Annotated in this window: 13 protein-coding genes; 5 read left to right on the top strand and 8 right to left on the bottom strand. The window is 41.4% G+C overall.

Annotation, left to right across the window (positions count from 1 at the left end; all coding sequences use genetic code 11):
- Positions 1–42: 42 nt before the first annotated feature.
- On the top strand, positions 43–1,530 hold the full coding sequence (locus HCJ66_RS08490) for an amino acid permease (protein WP_484549409.1): 1,488 nt from the start codon (positions 43–45) through the stop codon (positions 1,528–1,530).
- A 131-nt stretch (positions 1,531–1,661) separates the two neighbouring features.
- Here HCJ66_RS08490 and HCJ66_RS08485 read toward each other — a convergent pair whose 3' ends face one another.
- Together HCJ66_RS08485 and HCJ66_RS08480 are read right to left on the bottom strand one after the other, a co-directional pair.
- Positions 1,662–6,350 carry a beta strand repeat-containing protein gene (locus HCJ66_RS08485; RefSeq protein ID WP_187132737.1) on the bottom strand — a complete coding sequence of 1,563 codons (4,689 nt, stop codon included), beginning with the start codon at positions 6,348–6,350 and terminating at the stop codon, positions 1,662–1,664.
- Between the two features lie 340 nt (positions 6,351–6,690).
- Positions 6,691–7,149, bottom strand: coding sequence for a MarR family winged helix-turn-helix transcriptional regulator (locus HCJ66_RS08480; protein WP_187132736.1), 459 nt, complete (start codon positions 7,147–7,149; stop codon positions 6,691–6,693).
- A gap of 191 nt (positions 7,150–7,340) precedes the next feature.
- On the opposite strand from HCJ66_RS08480, the gene HCJ66_RS08475 reads away from it, so the two are divergent.
- Positions 7,341–7,781, top strand: coding sequence for a MarR family winged helix-turn-helix transcriptional regulator (locus HCJ66_RS08475; RefSeq protein ID WP_187132735.1), 441 nt, complete (start codon positions 7,341–7,343; stop codon positions 7,779–7,781).
- A gap of 45 nt (positions 7,782–7,826) precedes the next feature.
- Positions 7,827–8,357 (top strand): YceI family protein, encoded by a 531-nt coding sequence (locus HCJ66_RS08470; RefSeq protein WP_187132734.1) that lies wholly within the window; start codon positions 7,827–7,829, stop codon positions 8,355–8,357.
- Positions 8,358–8,923: 566 nt separating this feature from the next.
- On the opposite strand, the gene HCJ66_RS08465 is transcribed toward HCJ66_RS08470, so the two are convergent.
- Positions 8,924–9,592 (bottom strand): DUF1129 family protein, encoded by a 669-nt coding sequence (locus tag HCJ66_RS08465; protein WP_187132733.1) that lies wholly within the window; start codon positions 9,590–9,592, stop codon positions 8,924–8,926.
- 142 nt (positions 9,593–9,734) lie between these two features.
- On the opposite strand from HCJ66_RS08465, the gene rarD reads away from it, so the two are divergent.
- Together rarD and HCJ66_RS08455 are read left to right on the top strand one after the other, a co-directional pair.
- Entirely contained in the window at positions 9,735–10,643 is a 909-nt protein-coding gene (gene rarD / locus HCJ66_RS08460; protein WP_187132732.1) for an EamA family transporter RarD, read from the top strand.
- Between the two features lie 151 nt (positions 10,644–10,794).
- Entirely contained in the window at positions 10,795–11,427 is a 633-nt protein-coding gene (locus HCJ66_RS08455; protein ID WP_187132731.1) for an NAD(P)-dependent oxidoreductase, read from the top strand.
- A gap of 66 nt (positions 11,428–11,493) precedes the next feature.
- Here the strand turns inward: HCJ66_RS08455 and HCJ66_RS08450 are convergent, their stop codons facing one another.
- The 5 genes from HCJ66_RS08450 to HCJ66_RS08430 all read right to left on the bottom strand — a co-directional run bounded on the left by HCJ66_RS08450 (position 11,494) and on the right by HCJ66_RS08430 (position 16,152).
- On the bottom strand, positions 11,494–12,135 hold the full coding sequence (locus tag HCJ66_RS08450) for a DUF5105 domain-containing protein (RefSeq protein ID WP_187132730.1): 642 nt from the start codon (positions 12,133–12,135) through the stop codon (positions 11,494–11,496).
- Between the two features lie 228 nt (positions 12,136–12,363).
- Positions 12,364–13,137 (bottom strand): DUF1295 domain-containing protein, encoded by a 774-nt coding sequence (locus HCJ66_RS08445; protein ID WP_187132729.1) that lies wholly within the window; start codon positions 13,135–13,137, stop codon positions 12,364–12,366.
- Between the two features lies 1 nt (position 13,138).
- Positions 13,139–14,920 carry a DAK2 domain-containing protein gene (locus HCJ66_RS08440; RefSeq protein ID WP_187132728.1) on the bottom strand — a complete coding sequence of 594 codons (1,782 nt, stop codon included), beginning with the start codon at positions 14,918–14,920 and terminating at the stop codon, positions 13,139–13,141.
- Positions 14,921–14,937: 17 nt separating this feature from the next.
- On the bottom strand, positions 14,938–15,345 hold the full coding sequence (locus HCJ66_RS08435) for a DUF2177 family protein (RefSeq protein WP_187132727.1): 408 nt from the start codon (positions 15,343–15,345) through the stop codon (positions 14,938–14,940).
- Positions 15,346–15,516: 171 nt separating this feature from the next.
- Positions 15,517–16,152 carry an FMN-dependent NADH-azoreductase gene (locus HCJ66_RS08430; protein WP_187132726.1) on the bottom strand — a complete coding sequence of 212 codons (636 nt, stop codon included), beginning with the start codon at positions 16,150–16,152 and terminating at the stop codon, positions 15,517–15,519.
- Between the last annotated feature and the right edge of the window lie 189 nt (positions 16,153–16,341).

Here is a 16,341-nt window from a genome sequence, read left to right as displayed (position 1 = left end):
CCCAAAACCTCATTTTCATACAGAAGAAAGGGAGTTTTACTTGTGAAAAAAGAACAGCAACAAGGTCACATTCGTAGAGATTTAAAAACGCGTCATTTATCGATGATTGCAATTGGGGGCTCGATTGGAACGGGATTATTCCTAGCGAGCGGAAATGCCATAGCAGTAGCAGGTCCAGGGGGCGCACTTGTCGCTTACGCTGCGATCGGCTTAATGGTTTACTTTTTAATGACAAGTCTTGGAGAAATGGCGACGTACATGCCTGTGTCTGGTTCCTTTAGTACGTATGCCTCCCGTTTTGTCGATCCAGCTTTCGGATTCGCACTCGGCTGGAACTACTGGTTCAACTGGGCGATTACGCTTGCCGTTGATATTTCGACTGCCGCACTTATTATTCAATTTTGGTACCCAGATGCACCAGCTTGGCTCTGGAGCGCCGTGTTCCTATTACTCATATTCGGCTTAAATGCGCTGTCCGTCAAAGCTTACGGCGAATCAGAGTATTGGTTCTCCATCATCAAAGTCGTTACCGTCATCGTCTTTTTAATCATCGGTGTACTTACTATTCTCGGAATTCTTGGCGGTCATTTCATCGGTTTTGAAAACTTCACGATGGGTGATGCACCATTTAAAGGCGGATTCTTCGCCATTCTCGGAACCTTCCTGCTCGCCGGTTTCTCCTTCCAAGGAACAGAACTCGTGGGGATCGCAGCTGGTGAAAGCGCAACACCCGAAAAAAGTGTACCAAAAGCGATTAAACAAGTATTCTGGCGTATCCTGCTCTTTTATATTTTTGCAATCTTTATTATCGGGATGATTATTCCCTACACTAGTCCAAACTTGCTTGGCGGCGAAGCGACAGACGTTGCAATTAGCCCATTCACGCTTGTTTTCGAAAAAGCTGGTCTTGCGATTGCTGCTTCTGTGATGAACGCAGTCATTCTAACCTCCGTCTTGTCCGCTGGTAACTCCGGACTTTACGCTTCCACTCGGATGTTATGGTCAATGGCAAAAGACGGTAAAGCTCCGAAATTTCTATCCAAAGTAAACCGTCGTGGTATTCCGATGGCAGCCCTTATTTTGACGACAATCGTTGGTGCGATGACATTTATCACGACTTTAAGCGATAATGGTGCTGTGATCTATACATGGCTTCTTAGCGCATCAGGTTTGACTGGTTTCATTGCCTGGGTGGGGATTGCGATCAGTCATTACCGTTTCCGCCGCGCATACGTCAAGCAAGGACTTGATTTGAATAAACTGAAATATAAAGCAAAGTTCTTTCCATTTGGACCTATTTTAGCGCTAGTGCTGTGTTTATTAGTCATCGTTGGGCAAGATTACAACGCCTTTTTACATCCAGATATCACAAACCCACAATGGTGGCAGAAAATTGCGATTTCCTACATTGGACTTCCTATTTTCTTGGCATTTTGGCTTATTTATAAATACACACAAAAATCAAAAGTTATCCCACTCGACGAATGTTCTTTCGATGAGCACTCGTATACAGATGGAAAACGTGACTAACTCAATATTTATGCTAAAAAGGTGATACTATTTTTTAACAAAATAGTATCACCTTTTTTCCATACATAGAAAAACAGCAGATGAAATATTTTCACCTGCTGTTTAAACCCATTAACCATTGATATTGCTTATTACTGTACTTTCACACGTGCGACTTCTTTATAGCTTGCGTTGACTGCTACAATTTCTACTAAATCGGATGTGCTTGTGATAGATCCAAGGCCACTAATTGTAAAATTACCATTGTTTAGTGTAGCTATTTTAAAACTTACTCCATTTATCCATAGACGGACAGAAGTTATATCCTTGCCATAAGCGCCTGTGATGGTTGATGCGCCAAATATATACGGGTTTACACTTAAAGTATAATCATAGACGGTGCTATCCGCTTTTACCGTTACATTTTTGCTCGCTACTTCTTTGTATTGGGCATCGACTGCGATAATTTTCACGACATCGGTTGTGCTTGTGATGTAGTTGTTTGCGCCTGCGATGCTATACGTGTTGCCTGTTTTAGCGGCTTGTTTCACGATTACACCATTCACGGATAAACGAACATTCGCAACGTTTGTACCCATAGTTCCATTGATCGCTGTATCTTTATTCAACGTGAAATCGGCTGGTGCTGTTAAGCTGTTGTCTAATGTGTCAAAACCAGTTTTTGTAACCGTGATGCGATTTTTCTCATTATATTGGGCATCTACACCCACAACTTCCACTACATCTTCTTTATTTTTGATAAAGCTTGCAATGTTTGTAAACGTATAGTTGCCGTTGCTTGTTGTTGCTTGTTGTACCACCGCTCCATTGACCCATAGACGGACTTTCGAAATATCTTTGCCGAATGTACCAGTAAGATTCGCTGCTCCTTTGGCATAGTTGTTCGCTGTCAGAGACGTATCTAAAATAGAGCTTCCTTTAGTTACCACTGTTTTACGAGCGACTTCGTTGTACGCGGCGTTTACACCTACGACTTCGACTTTATCCGTTGCTAATTTCACAAAACTTGGTACTTTGTCGAATGTGTACGTGCCATCTGCGTTTGTTGTTGCTTGCGATACGACCACATTGTTGACCCATAGACGTACTTTGGATACGTCTTTACCGTATTTACCTGTTAGCGTTGCATTTCCTAATGTGTAATCGTTCGCTGTTAGGCTGTAATCATAGACTGGATCGCCAGTAACAGTTACAGCTACACGAGCGCGTTCTACATATCCGCCATCAACACCAACCACTTCAACTTTATCGGTTGGTTTTGTGATGAAGCTCGCGATGTTAGGGAAAGTAAACGTGCCATTGCTTGTTGTTGCTTGGATGACCAGTTTGTCGTTCACGAAAAGACGAACTTTAGCGATGTTTTTGCCGTATGTTCCTGTTAGATTCGCTGTGCCAATTTTATAGCTGTTGGCTTTTAGGCTGTAATCAAGCGCTGCTGGAATCAGTGTGCTCGCTGTGGATACTTTGCCATTTGATGCTTTGGTGATTGTTGCTGTGATGGTAGATCCTGCTGCTTGTGGTGTGATGTTGAAAAGGTACGTACCATTGCTCGCTGTTTTACCAGATGCAATCGTTGTGTTACCATTTTTGATGATGATATCTGAATTTGGTTCACCCGAACCAGATACAGTTGTAGAATTAGCTGTTAGGTCGTTGATAGTTGTTGTTGCAATTGTTTCATCGGCAATCGTTGTGCTTGCTGTTGATGTTTTACCATTCGATGCTTTTGTTACAGTCGCTGTAATTGTTGAACCACCTGCTTGTGGTGAGATGTTGAAAGTGTATCTACCATCGCTTGCTGTCTTACCTGATGCAATCGTTACTGTACCATTTTTGATAACGATATTTGAGTTAGGTTCACCTACTCCAGATACTGTTGTAGAATCGGCTTTTAACGTGTTAATTGTTGTTTGAACAATGCTATCATCTGGAATCGTTGTACTTGCCGTTGACATCTTACCATTTGACGCTTTTGTAACAGTCGCTGTAATTGTTGAACCGCCTGCTTGTGGTGCGATGAAGAACAGATAATTTCCATCACTGGCTACTTTACCAGATGCAATTGTCGCACTACCGTTTTTGATAACGATGTCGCTGTTAGGCTCACCTTTACCCGATACCATGACATCTGTCGCTGATAAGCTGTTAATTGTAGTGGCTACGATTGTTTCATCGACTACTTTTGTACTAGCACTAGATGTTTTACCGTTCGATGCTTTCGTTACAGTTGCTGTGATGGTAGATCCACCTGCTTGTGGTGTGATGAAGAACAGATAATTTCCGTCGCTAGCTACTTTACCAGATGCAATTGTCGCACTACCGTTTTTGATAACGATGTTACTGTTAGGCTCACCTTTACCCGATACCGTTGTCGCGTCAGATGTTAATCCAGCAATCGTTGTTTGCGTGATTTGGCCAAACAACGTATTCGCTGTTGCAATGTCACCTTGTAGTTTCGTTTTGTCTGTACTTGCTGGTAGGGCATTTACTTGTGCACTTGCTGCGTCAATCATCGCTTGTGTTGTTGTATCTTTCAAAATAGTGTTCGTTGGTGCGTTTGCGAATAAGTTATTAACACTTGCTTTCGCTTGCTCTGTCGCTGTTCTTGCTGCTAGCTCGGCTTTCGCTTGGTCGATTTGTTTTTGTAGGTCTCCGCGAACTACTGGGTCTACGATAACGTTAACTTTCGCTTGCGCTGCATCAATTGCAGCTTGGTTTGTTGTGTCTTTAATAGGATAAATAGGGTTATTATTAATGAACAGATTATTGACAGCTTCAAAAGCTATTGATTTAGCTGTGTTATCAGCAATACGAGCATTTAGTTCATTTTGTGCTTTTGTTACATAACCTTGAAGTTCTGCTTTTTTAGCCGTATCTGTTACAGCGTTGACTTTCGCTTGCGCTGCATTAATCGCTGCTTGATCAGTTGTGTCTTTGATGTGATTTGCTGGATTGCTATTGATGAATAGATCGTTGACAGATGCTGTTGCTACTGCGCTTGCTGTTGCTTCTGCAATACGAGCATTTAGTTCATTTTGTGCTTTTGTCACATAACCTTGAAGTTCTGCTTTTTTCGCTGTATCTGTTACAGCGTTGACTTTCGCTTGCGCTGCATTAATCGCCGCTTGATCCGTTGCGTCTTTGATGTGATTTGCTGGATTGTTGTTGATGAATAGATCGTTGACAGATGCTGTTGCTACTGCTGTTGCTTCTGCGATACGAGCATTTAGTTCATTTTGTGCTTTCGTCACGTAAGTTTGTAGTTCTGCTTTTTTCGTTGCATCTGTTACAGCGTTGATTTTCGCTTGTGCTGCATTAATCGCTGCTTGATCAGTTGTGTCTTTGATGTGATTTGCTCGATTGTTGTCAATGAATAATCCATTAACTGCTGCATTCGCGGCATCATAAGTTGCTGAAACAGTAGCAGATGTGATCGGATAGTAATTGCCGTTCACTTCTAGTTTCACGGATACGACGTCACCATCTACCAGAGTCCCTCCTCCTTTTAGTACACGTTCAGAACCAACGAGGGAATTGATGAGATAGTAGCCCTTATCACCATCGGTGTTTCCAGAATAAACGCCGTTAACATAGAAGAAGAATTTGAAGCGTGAACTTTCTGCACTGTCAATTTTCGCTTCAAATCCAGCAGTGGATGCTGTTAGGCTATGAAACGCTACTTTCGCTGCTGCTATTTGTGCTTCTACTGTAGTACGAGCATTGAGTTCGTTTTGTGCTTTCGTTACGTAACCTTGGAGCTCTGCTTTTTTCGCTGTATCTGTTACAGCATTTACTTTCGCTTGTGCTGCATTAATCGCTGCTTGATCGGTTGTATCTTTGATGTGGTTCGCTGGATTATTGTTAATGAACAAGTCATTAACAGCTGCTACAGTAGCTGGATCAAGTGCACCTACAGTTACTGGAATTGTCGTTGAAATCTGATTGTTAGAATTAGATGTAACAATGATGTTAGCCGTTCCAGCTCCAGTTGCAGCCCAATTTCCGTTTCCATCGACTGTCATAACTCCTGGATTGCTAGAAGAATATGTTACTCCTTGGTTGGCGGTTGCAGGTAAGACGTTTGTAGACATTTTGCCTGTAGCTCCTACCATTGGTGCGGTGTTAAGTCCTGTGACATTGAAACTAACAGCTGGAGTAGCTGTAGGGCGTATTATAGTCTTTCGGTACAAAAAGTAAAAAGTAGAAGGAGCATCTAATGCTGCAAGCTCCATACCATCGAAATTACCCCATGTTAGTGAACCTGGTAATTTGAATGAAAAATTGCCTTCCGCATCTGTAGTAAAGAATACTTGATTTGTCGCATTTAGCAAAACCGAGAAAGTCACGTTGGGATGTCCAGTGAAAACACCCTTAATAGTCGTATCTGAATCTTTCGTAGGATTAAGTTCGAAAGTGGACATATCACCTATAGTTATCGATTGCTCCGCAGTCTTTCCATTATCGAAAGTTACTAGAATCGCATCTGTTTTCAAATAATTACCAACATATGATTGTACAGGAATAGAATAATCTCCAGATTCATCTGCTATTCCTGCGAAAGTATAGCGGACGGCCCCAGTTATGGTGCTAAATATTTGCACTGTAACTTGTTTCCCTGCTCCAGCTGGCACACGTCCTGTCACTTTCGTGCTATTGGTTGTTACATAGTCCATCATTGATCCTGAACTTGATTTCAAAGTGGATGTTAATTTCTGTTCTGCTGCGTGTGTTTGTACTGGTGGTAAAGCTGTGATAATTGTGCTTGCTACTACGTTTGTCACAACGAGTGCGAGTGCGATTTTCTTCATATTCTTATTCATTATTTGTATTGCTCCTCTTTAATTTTTATTTTTTACCTTGCTGAAACTAGTTTCGATCCTCCTCTTACTATTTTTGTAGCGTTAGAAATCTTCTACTTAGATAGCTTAACACTTAAGGTAGGACCAAAAAATACAATACTTCTTGTTTTTGAACTTCACATTTGTCAATTTGGTTACATTTTTACTTTATTTCGCTCTTTTCGGATTTTATGTATAGGTTAAGGCATTGATGTATATGTACACAAAGAGAGTTCACTCATAAAGTCAATGGTGACATCATGAATAAACTCTCTTGTTAATAAATATATTCGACTTCGATAAATATACGCTGTACGCTTTCTCAGTCTGCTTTTAGTAAACCTTCAATCTTCTTGTTAATCTCGATCAACTTATCTATATCCTCATCCTCTATCTCATCTAGCGCCTTCATCATTGCTTTATATGCGAATGCGTTCTGCGTCGAGCGCTCTGACATTTCTTTGCCCTTCTCCGTCAACTGTAAACGCCATGCATCGGCATTTTCTACGAATTCGGTATTCATTTTCTCTACTAATCGTGCGTGCACTAGACCGTCCACGTTTGCCGAAATAACTTCTGTCGATGTGAATAGTTTCTTCTTTAAGTCATCTACCGTGGATTCCGGACGTCCGTATAAAATATTGATTATCGCCATTTGTTGTAGTGACAAGCCTAGGCTCAGCGCGTTTTGCTCGGCGTGTTTTGCTGTAATTCGATTGATTGCCCAATACGAGCCCAACACGTCCCGCACTCGATTTACTCTATCTTCACTCAATTCCATCTAGCTTCACCTCTTCCTTTTCTATTTTACGCTACTTTCTATTATACACAATGATCTTTACATAATCTTAACGAAAACTACTTTTTTTAAAATTTTTTCTAAATCGCTTGACTTACTTTTTATAAGTATGTTATTATTTGTTTGTAAGATATTTCGATATTAAAACATTTTGTTGGAACGAGGTGGTTTCCTTGGACAATGTCGATTTGAAATTGTTTACAGTTTTGCTTAGATCAGCGGGGTGGATTCAAAAACTGACTGCGCGATTGGTCGAGGAACATGGTATTACGCCAAGTGAATTCGGTGTTTTAGAGCAGATTTATCATCTTGGACCACAACAACTTCAAGCGATTGGGCAGAAAAACCTGATTTCAAATGGCAACACGACTTATATGGTCACCAAGCTTGAAAAGAAGCACTACTTAGTTCGCGTGACAGACCCGAACGATCGGCGTATTGTCTACGCAGAGTTAACGGAACAAGGCACAACTTTTATCAGCAACCTATTTCCAAAGTTTGAAGCATTGATAATCGAACAACTCGATGTGTTAGACGAGGAAGAGAAGGGAACATTAATAATGGGGCTAAAAACAATCGGACTAAACGCCGAGTCCCACTGGCGAGCAAAATGAAGATGGCGCCAACAAAAAAATGATATTAATTGGAGGAATTTTAAAATGACAGTAGAAAAATGGAATGTAGACCCAGCACACAGTTCAATCGAGTTTCAAGTAAAACACATGATGGTATCTAAAGTGAAAGGCGCTTTCAAAGATTTCAGCGCTGATTTAACACTTGATCCTGAAGACTTAACAACAGCTAGCCTTGCATTCACCGTGGACGTGGCGTCTATCGATACACGTCAAGAAGCACGTGATGGTCACTTGAAGAGCCCGGATTTCTTCGATGTAGAGAAATATCCAGCGATTACGTTTAAATCGACTAATATCGTTGCTGATGGTGGTAACGAGTATAAAGTAACTGGTGATTTGACGGTACGTGACGTTACCAAACCAATCACACTAAACGTGGAATATGAAGGAACAAGCAAAGACCCAATGTCAGGCAATATGGTTGCTGGCTTTGAAGGAACTGGTAAATTCAATCGCAAAGACTTTGGCCTAAACTACAACGCAGTGCTTGAAACTGGCGGCGTACTTATCGGTGATGAAGTAAAACTCAACATCCAAATCGAAGTCTCCAAATAATATAAAAGTCGAGTTAATACAATGGTACCTATAGAATGGACACTTCAAAAAAGAAGTGCGTTCTATAGGTATTTTTTGTATACTCAAATAAAGCAATAACTCAGCCATAAAGGAAGCAATCATGAGCAAAAAAACTATTCTCGAACGCCAAAATCCAATAGACTACTATATGATTTACCATAATAATTATCGCTATCAATAGAACCTCAAAAAATGGCTCCTGTACAATACAGAAACCATCTTCTAGCAAGTGCTTAATTCTTTTTTTACAAGTGTCTTTGACATGGGTACCACTTTATTTAGGGTGTATAAGGGCGCTTTTTGTTTGTTAGTGTTACTTGCTTTTTTTATTTTTTTTGTAATTTCGGTAGGTAATTAGTGTCATCAATATGAAATATATCATGACTCCTAATGATAAGAGTATAAGGCTTTTATCTGCTTTTGTGATTGTCATATAGCTTAAGAATAGAAAAAATATTATGCTTCCGAATATATGTACAATTAATGAAAGACGCATACGATTTATCTCCTTTTCTAAACATTTATGAGTATCCTAACTTCACCTTTTATTTTTTCTGGATTTTTTTCCATACGAATGCTGCTGTCATAAATCCTCCAACGCCTAGTATCAATTCAAGCAAAGCGCCGCCGCTCATTACGGGGCCTAAGTCTGGCAAAATCATCAACAAGAATACAAGTACAAAAACATACATAACGACAATACCACTGCCAATTAGAAAGTAGGCAGCAAGTGATTTCGATTCTGTGACCGAATAATGCTTCCACAATATGTACCCGCCTATTAAAATACACACGATACAAATAAAAACCATCAAAACGGTCAGTACAAATGTCCCTGCATAAATAACACTATCTTTAGTGACTAGACCGATAATCCCCATAACGACTAAAAAGAGACTCATGGCCAAAATTCCTATCAAAACAAACAACGGAATCTGACTCGTATAATTCGTCTTTGTATTTGGCGATTGCCCCGCCTTTTGTTTCGTCAATTGCCTACCGTAAGCTGTTGCGTCCATCCCTAGAACCTGTGCGGGATCTGCTTTTTCTGATGCTGCTAGTTGTTCTATCGCTTCTAACACAAAAGCATCTTTCTCCTGCTCCGACACATTTTTCTCCGCAGTAATTACCCATTCTACCGTCTTCATATACGCTTGTTTATCCGGCGTTAATTGTTCTCTTTTCTCATCAATCCATTGCTTTTTCGTCAGCATAATCACACACCTTCTCCCATTTGTCCTCTCACTATCATATGCGAAAAAAAATATTTCAGCAACTTATACTTGATTTCCGACTTTTCATCCCCAAATATATGTTACAATGGTTCTATTATTTTGTAATAGAAAAGGTGAGGACATGCATGCAGAAAAAGAGAAAACGTTAGGGATATTAGCTGCTATTGGGGCTTATATCATCTGGGGAGTATTACCGCTATATTGGAAAATGGCTGGAGATGTCCCGGCTAGTGAGATTCTAGCGTACCGAATTATTTGGTCGTTCGTATTTATGATCGCGATTATCGCCATTCTTGGCAAAACAAAAGAGGTCTGGACAGAAATCATCTCGATTTTCAAACGTCCCAAATTGATTATAGCTATTTCCGTTGCCTCCGTTCTAATCACGGCAAACTGGTTTATTTTTATTTTCACAGTGAATGATGGTCACGTGATTAGCGCAAGCCTCGGTTATTATATTAATCCTTTGGTGAACGTCCTACTCGCAACGGTCTTTTTAAAAGAAAAACTTAGCCGTGGCGAAATGTTAGCTGTACTGTCCGCTGCAATCGGCGTTTTTATTTTAGCGATTCATCAAGGCGTTTTTCCTTGGGCCGCGATTTCAATGGCTGTCACATTCGGGCTTTACGGGCTCATTAAGAAATTAGTTCCAATCAGCGCGTGGGGTGGATTAACGATTGAAACGCTGATTATGACACCATTCGCGCTGATTTTTTTATTATTTTTCGCGCAGGATGCTTTCATGCAATTCGGTTTGGATACGAATCTCGTTCTTTTCGGAGCCGGCGTCGTTACAGCGATTCCACTACTTCTCTTCGCAACAAGCGCGAGACGAATTTCCTATATCATGCTCGGCTTCATCCAATACGTTGGACCAACACTGATGCTAATCCTAGGCGTCTTTGTATTCCACGAAGCCTTCGACAGCACACAATTCACCGCGTTCCTATTCATCTGGGCCGCACTGCTTATTTTCACTATCTCACATGTCTTCATCGCACAAAAAATGAAAAAATCAATCCAATCTTAATATAGCGAAGAGGCAAGGTCTACCAACGACTCCTTGCCTCTTTTTTATAGCTACGAACTTTATACTTTACATTTAGCAGGATTATCGGTATACTAAAATCAATCGTTGTAACAATAACGATTACAACCAAATCATGAGGAGGTCATTTATTATGAAAATTGGTATTATCGGAGCAACAGGGCGCACAGGTTCACGCATATTGACGGAGGCTAAAAATCGAGGGCATGAGGTAACAGCAATCATTCGCAACGCTGGCAAATTAGAGGATAAATCCATTCCCACCATTGAAAAAGATATTTTCAGCCTTACGAAAAACGATGTCGCTACTTTTGACGTTTTAGTGGATGCTTTTAGCGCACCTATCGAAGCATCAGATAATCATTGGAAATCCATCGACCACCTGATTACTGAATTAAACGGAACAACAAAGCCTCGCCTAATCGTTGTCGGTGGTGCAGCCAGCTCATTAGTAGACGATAAAGGGACACGCGTTTTAGATACCCCATCGTTCAAAGAAGCTCCTTACTACGCGACAGGAGCCGCACAAACGATTCAATTAGATCACTTAAAATCAGATGCAACGTTTGATTGGACCTTTATTAGCCCTGCTGGATTATTCGAGCCAGGCAAGCGTACAGGTACTTATACAACAGGAACCGACGAACTCATTGTCGATGCAAATGGTAATAGCTATATCAGTATGGAAGACTATGCCATTGCACTTATTGACGAAGCAGAAAACGCCAAACATGTGCGCGCTCGTTTCACAGTTGGACAACAATAAAAAAAGGAAGCACGGCTAACTCCAAAATTTTGGAGACTAGTCGTGCTTCCTTTTTCGCTTCAAATCTTAAGACTGAACCGTTCCAGTGAAGAATGCTAAATAAAGATTTTGTGCAAACTTGTCTGCATCTTTAATTTTCCACTGATCTTTGTTCGCTTCTAGATTCATTTTCACTTTAACAGCTTTCTCGGAAACTTTTGCTTTTGCGATGGTTTCTTGATAAACATCAAGCATCGCAGTAGCGGCTTTTTTCGCATCGGTTTGAATCGATGGGTCAGCTTTTACTTTCGCTTGTAAAGCAGTTGTCATTTCTGCTTGCACGCCTGTCATATCCAGACCGTTTACAGAAATTTCAACAGTTGGTTTGTCTTTATCATCGTTTGTTACTTTTGTTGTATATTTTGTTACTTCTTTTACGCGTTTGGCAAATGTATCGTATAATTTATCAACCTCATCATCGATACTACCATCTGTAATGTTTAGGCTACTCGTAAACCCTTTTTTGAAGCCTGTTTTGATTTCTTTTTCTAAGTTCTCCGCATCTTCACCAAAAACGTCTTTGAACTTATCTGTGTCCTTGTTATAGATGATTGTGTTGACAGCGATGTCTGCGGCTTCTTTCGGTTCCACAGCACTACTTCCACATGCAGCTAGGGTAATCGCGGCTGTTAAAACAACGACAAGCATTAAAGCTAACTTTTTCTTCATGTGATACACTCCTTTTTCCCAACCTTATTTTCATACTCTTCCTATTTTAAAGGAATCCCTACAGATTACAAGTATTTAGACGGAAATATATCAAATAGTAGTTTTTATTCATGGGTTATCTAGAAATAATCACGCTACATTTTTTATTGCGCTGTTCCTGTAAAGAAAGCGCGATACAAATTGTTTGCAAAATTTTCGCTATCTTTTATCTTCCATCGAGACAATCTATTAGTTTCCCTTCTTCGGAATGTTTGGAATAAATTTAGACGTGCGCTTGGCATATGCCTGAAAGTCAGGGCGGTCCTTGTATTTCTTTTCAAGCAATGGCACACCGGATACGAATAAAAGTAGCAACGTGATGATGGCTGGACCAATAATGCCCCAAAGACTCATTGCACCAGTGATGCTTACTAGAAAAATTCCCCACCAACTCAGCGCCTCGCCAAAATAATTTGGATGACGTGTATACTTCCAAAGTCCCGTCATGATGAGTTTTCCTTTATTTTCTGGATTCTTTTTGAACCGGCGTAGTTGTTCGTCTCCAACGACTTCGAAAAAGAAGCCAATAAGCCAAACAGCAATTCCTACATAATTCCACCATACGAGTGTGTCCGCCGATGTGGTATTCACAAGCAGGATTGGCAAGCTAATAATATAAAGCAATACCCCTTGCAGAATAAAAACATTCAAATACGCTTTCAATTTAGCAAAATGAGTCCCCCAACGTTTACGCATATTCACGTAACGATAATCCTCTGGTTTCCCGATATTTCGATTCGCCAAGTGTAGAAATAGTCGCATGCCCCAAATAAAAACGAAAATGGTTACAATCAAACCTTGCGTCGTCATCTCGCCGCCGAAAAAAAATGTATATAGCGCGACGAGAACGAACCCCGGTCCCCATGCTAAATCTACAATCGAGTTATTTTTTAATTTTTGCGCCCATAGGAACAAAATTGTAAAGTAAATCCATAATAATAAGCCTGCTATCCAATATACCATCTTATATTTCCTCCCCATCATCTAACTGCATTCGAATCGCAATTGCCACGCAGCCTTTCCCAGCACTCATCGCAATAATCGACGAAATCTCCATCACGTAGGCAGGTGACTTTCCGATGATAGCCGTAAACAACGCCTCATATTCCGCCGCTCGTTCTGGCGTATCCGCGTGGACAATCGCGTATTCAGCAACCTGATTACGTACAAGCATTCTCTTCACGCGCGCCGCGATCTTCTTCGTGCTACTAGGCAAACTAAACGCAACATCGCTCACCGTCCCAGCTCCCGTATCAGACAGCGAAACAACAGGCTTCAAACGCAACGTATTCCCAATCGCGCCACCTTTTTCACCGAGGCGCCCCGACCGAATCATCGCATCCAAATTTGGTACGCTAACAAAAATCTTCGTGTGCGAAATGCTTTGCGTCACGAACGACTGCACTTCCGCAAATGTTTTTCCGAGCGCAATTTGTTCCGCTGCCGCCTTCACGAGCAATCCTTGTGCACCCGAATTTTGCCGCGTATCCAGCACCACAATATCCGGCGAAACACCAGCCGCCGCTTTTTTCACCGTTTCATACGTGCCGCTTAATTTCCCAGATACAGTCAAAACCAGCACGTGCTCATAATGGTCTGCCAAAAATGATAACTGGTTCGCGACCGCCTTCACACTCGGTTGAGAAGAAGTTGGATACGCGTCAATGCCCTCTATCCGCGCAAACAAAGTCCCCGTATCCATCGTGACCTTATCCAAATAGTCATTATCCGCAAGCGTTATGTGTAGCGGAATTACTTGAATCTGATACTCCTCCATCACATACTGCGGCAAATCCGCCACCGAATCCGTCACCAACGCAATCCGATATTTCCGATGATGAATCACGTCAAACTGATTTTGCATATCATCCACTTTCTGCTGCACCATCACGCCATAATCAGCCAAATAAGCGCAAACCAGGCGCGGCTCATCCGTATGAATATGTACCCGAATTTTCGTATCCGTCCCCGCGACAATCAGCGAATCACCAAACGACGTCAATCCCATCCGAATCTTGTCCGCATCCAGCCCCTCACCTTGCAACAAAACCTCTGTGCAATAGCGAAATACTGGCGCTTGGTCCAAAGCATCCCCACTCACCAAACGCGGTAAATGCTCCACCTCCGCCACATACGTCTCCTCATTAATCACCGATGTAAACCCTTCAACAAACGTGAAAAAGCCCTTCGCACCAGCATCTACAACTCCATTATCCCGCAAAACTCGCAACATATTTGGCGTACTTTCCAAAGCCGTTTTAGCCTGTTTCAACGCATGCACCAAAACCTCCTGAAAAGTAGCCCCATGATCCTTCGCCTGCGCAATCGCCTCTGACCATGCCCGAATCACTGTAATCATCGTGCCTTCCACCGGATTTCCCATCGCATTGTACGCGTAATCAGCCCCTCCCGAAACACTACTCGCAAAACACCCCAAAGAGACATGCTTATCATCCGATAAATGAAGATGCATACCATTAACGTATTGCGCAAAAATAATTCCCGAGTTACCACGAGCACCAAATAAAGCTGCCTCTGAAATCGTATAAAGCGTCTCTTTTGCCGATGCTGCTATTTTTGACTCTTCCACAATCGATAACATTGTCGACGCAAGGTTACTTCCCGTATCACCATCTGCCACCGGGAAAACATTGATTGCATTCAGTCCATCCTTTGCATCAATAACTGCTCTGGCGCCACCTAAGAAGGCATGATACAACTTTTTACTATCCAAAAAATCCGTCATCGTTCTAGTCCCCACTTTCAAGAAATCTGCCATACTTTTGCTAGCCAAAATACAATGCCCGATGTCGCGGCTGTAATAAACGCACCCCAGCCTAAATCAATCACCGTAACAAGTACTGGCCAATCTTTTAGCGTCGCCAAGTTCGTTAAATCATAGGTCGCATAACAGAGCAACCCTAAGAACGCTCCTGCAAAAATCGCAAACGGAATACTGTCCTTGGCAAGCGCTGGCTCAATAACAAAAAAGACCATTCCACCCACAAACAAAAGATAAAACAAAAGTGCCGCGCCAAATCGCATGTTCGACGCCATCAAATCGCCCAAATACTGCTTATACAAATTCTTGGCGATGAGCCCTAGCCATACAGCATCTATTACCAAAAAGACAACAAAGGCAATTCCGGCAAGCTTCGCGAAATAAATCATCGTGAATCCCTCCTCCATGCTTTCCTTTACCCGTTCTAAGTTCAAATTATAGCAATGAAGTAGTAATTTTAGCTATTTTTTTGTTTGTGAATTTATCACATTTTTTAAATAGAAAGTAAAGTAAAAACTAGGAACTCGCCCGAAAGCAAGTCCCTAGTTCCTTATTTCTTATTAAAACAAACTAATCCGACGAGTACTTTCCTCAATCGCCGCGTTCAAAATCTCATCTTTACGCGTTGGATCGTAATCAACACCTTCTACAAACACGCTCGGCAATGTCTCCACGCCAATGAAATTCAAAATCGTGTTAATGTAAGGCTCGCCATGCGTTTCAAGATCCGATTCACCGGTAGAATAAACCCCACCACTACCGTGAATTTGTAGCGCCTTCTTATTTTTCAACAACGCTTCTGGGCCATTTGCTGTATAACGGAATGTTTTCCCAGCAACAACCACTGTATCAAAATAGGCTTTCAACATTGGAGGAATACCAAGATTCCAAAGCGGGGACACGATCACATAACGATCCGCATCCATAAACTGCTGTGTCAACGCATCAAACTTCGTCAACTGCTCTTGCATTGCAGGGTCTAAATCAGTGAAAGCTTTACCCGCGCGTAACTCATTCCCAGCTGCCAAGAAAGCACCGTCGATCAACGGAATATCTTGCTCATACACGTCCACACGCTCGATTACGTCATCTGGATTTTCTTGTTTATACTTCTCTAAAAAGGCACTTGCTACAACCATACTACGTGAAACATCATCTGGAAGCGGTGATGCTTTAATAAATAATAATTTTGTCAAAGGAATTCAACCCCATTTTCTGTTTAGTTATTTCTTCATTATTCTATACTAGTTACGCCTCCCTCGTCAATTTAGATTACCTCTACAACCTGTAAGCGCTTGACAAATCAGCACAGCATGCTAAACTAAATACAGAAATTCACTAGTGTATCGTAGTTATTAATACACTATTTTTCCAATAGAGGAAGT

This window comes from Paenilisteria portnoyi (assembly GCF_014322795.1).
Taxonomy (GTDB): Bacteria; Bacillota; Bacilli; order Lactobacillales; family Listeriaceae; genus Listeria_A; species Listeria_A portnoyi.
The sequence above is the reverse complement of the archived record's forward strand: the minus strand, read 5'-3'. Positions and strand labels throughout refer to the sequence as shown.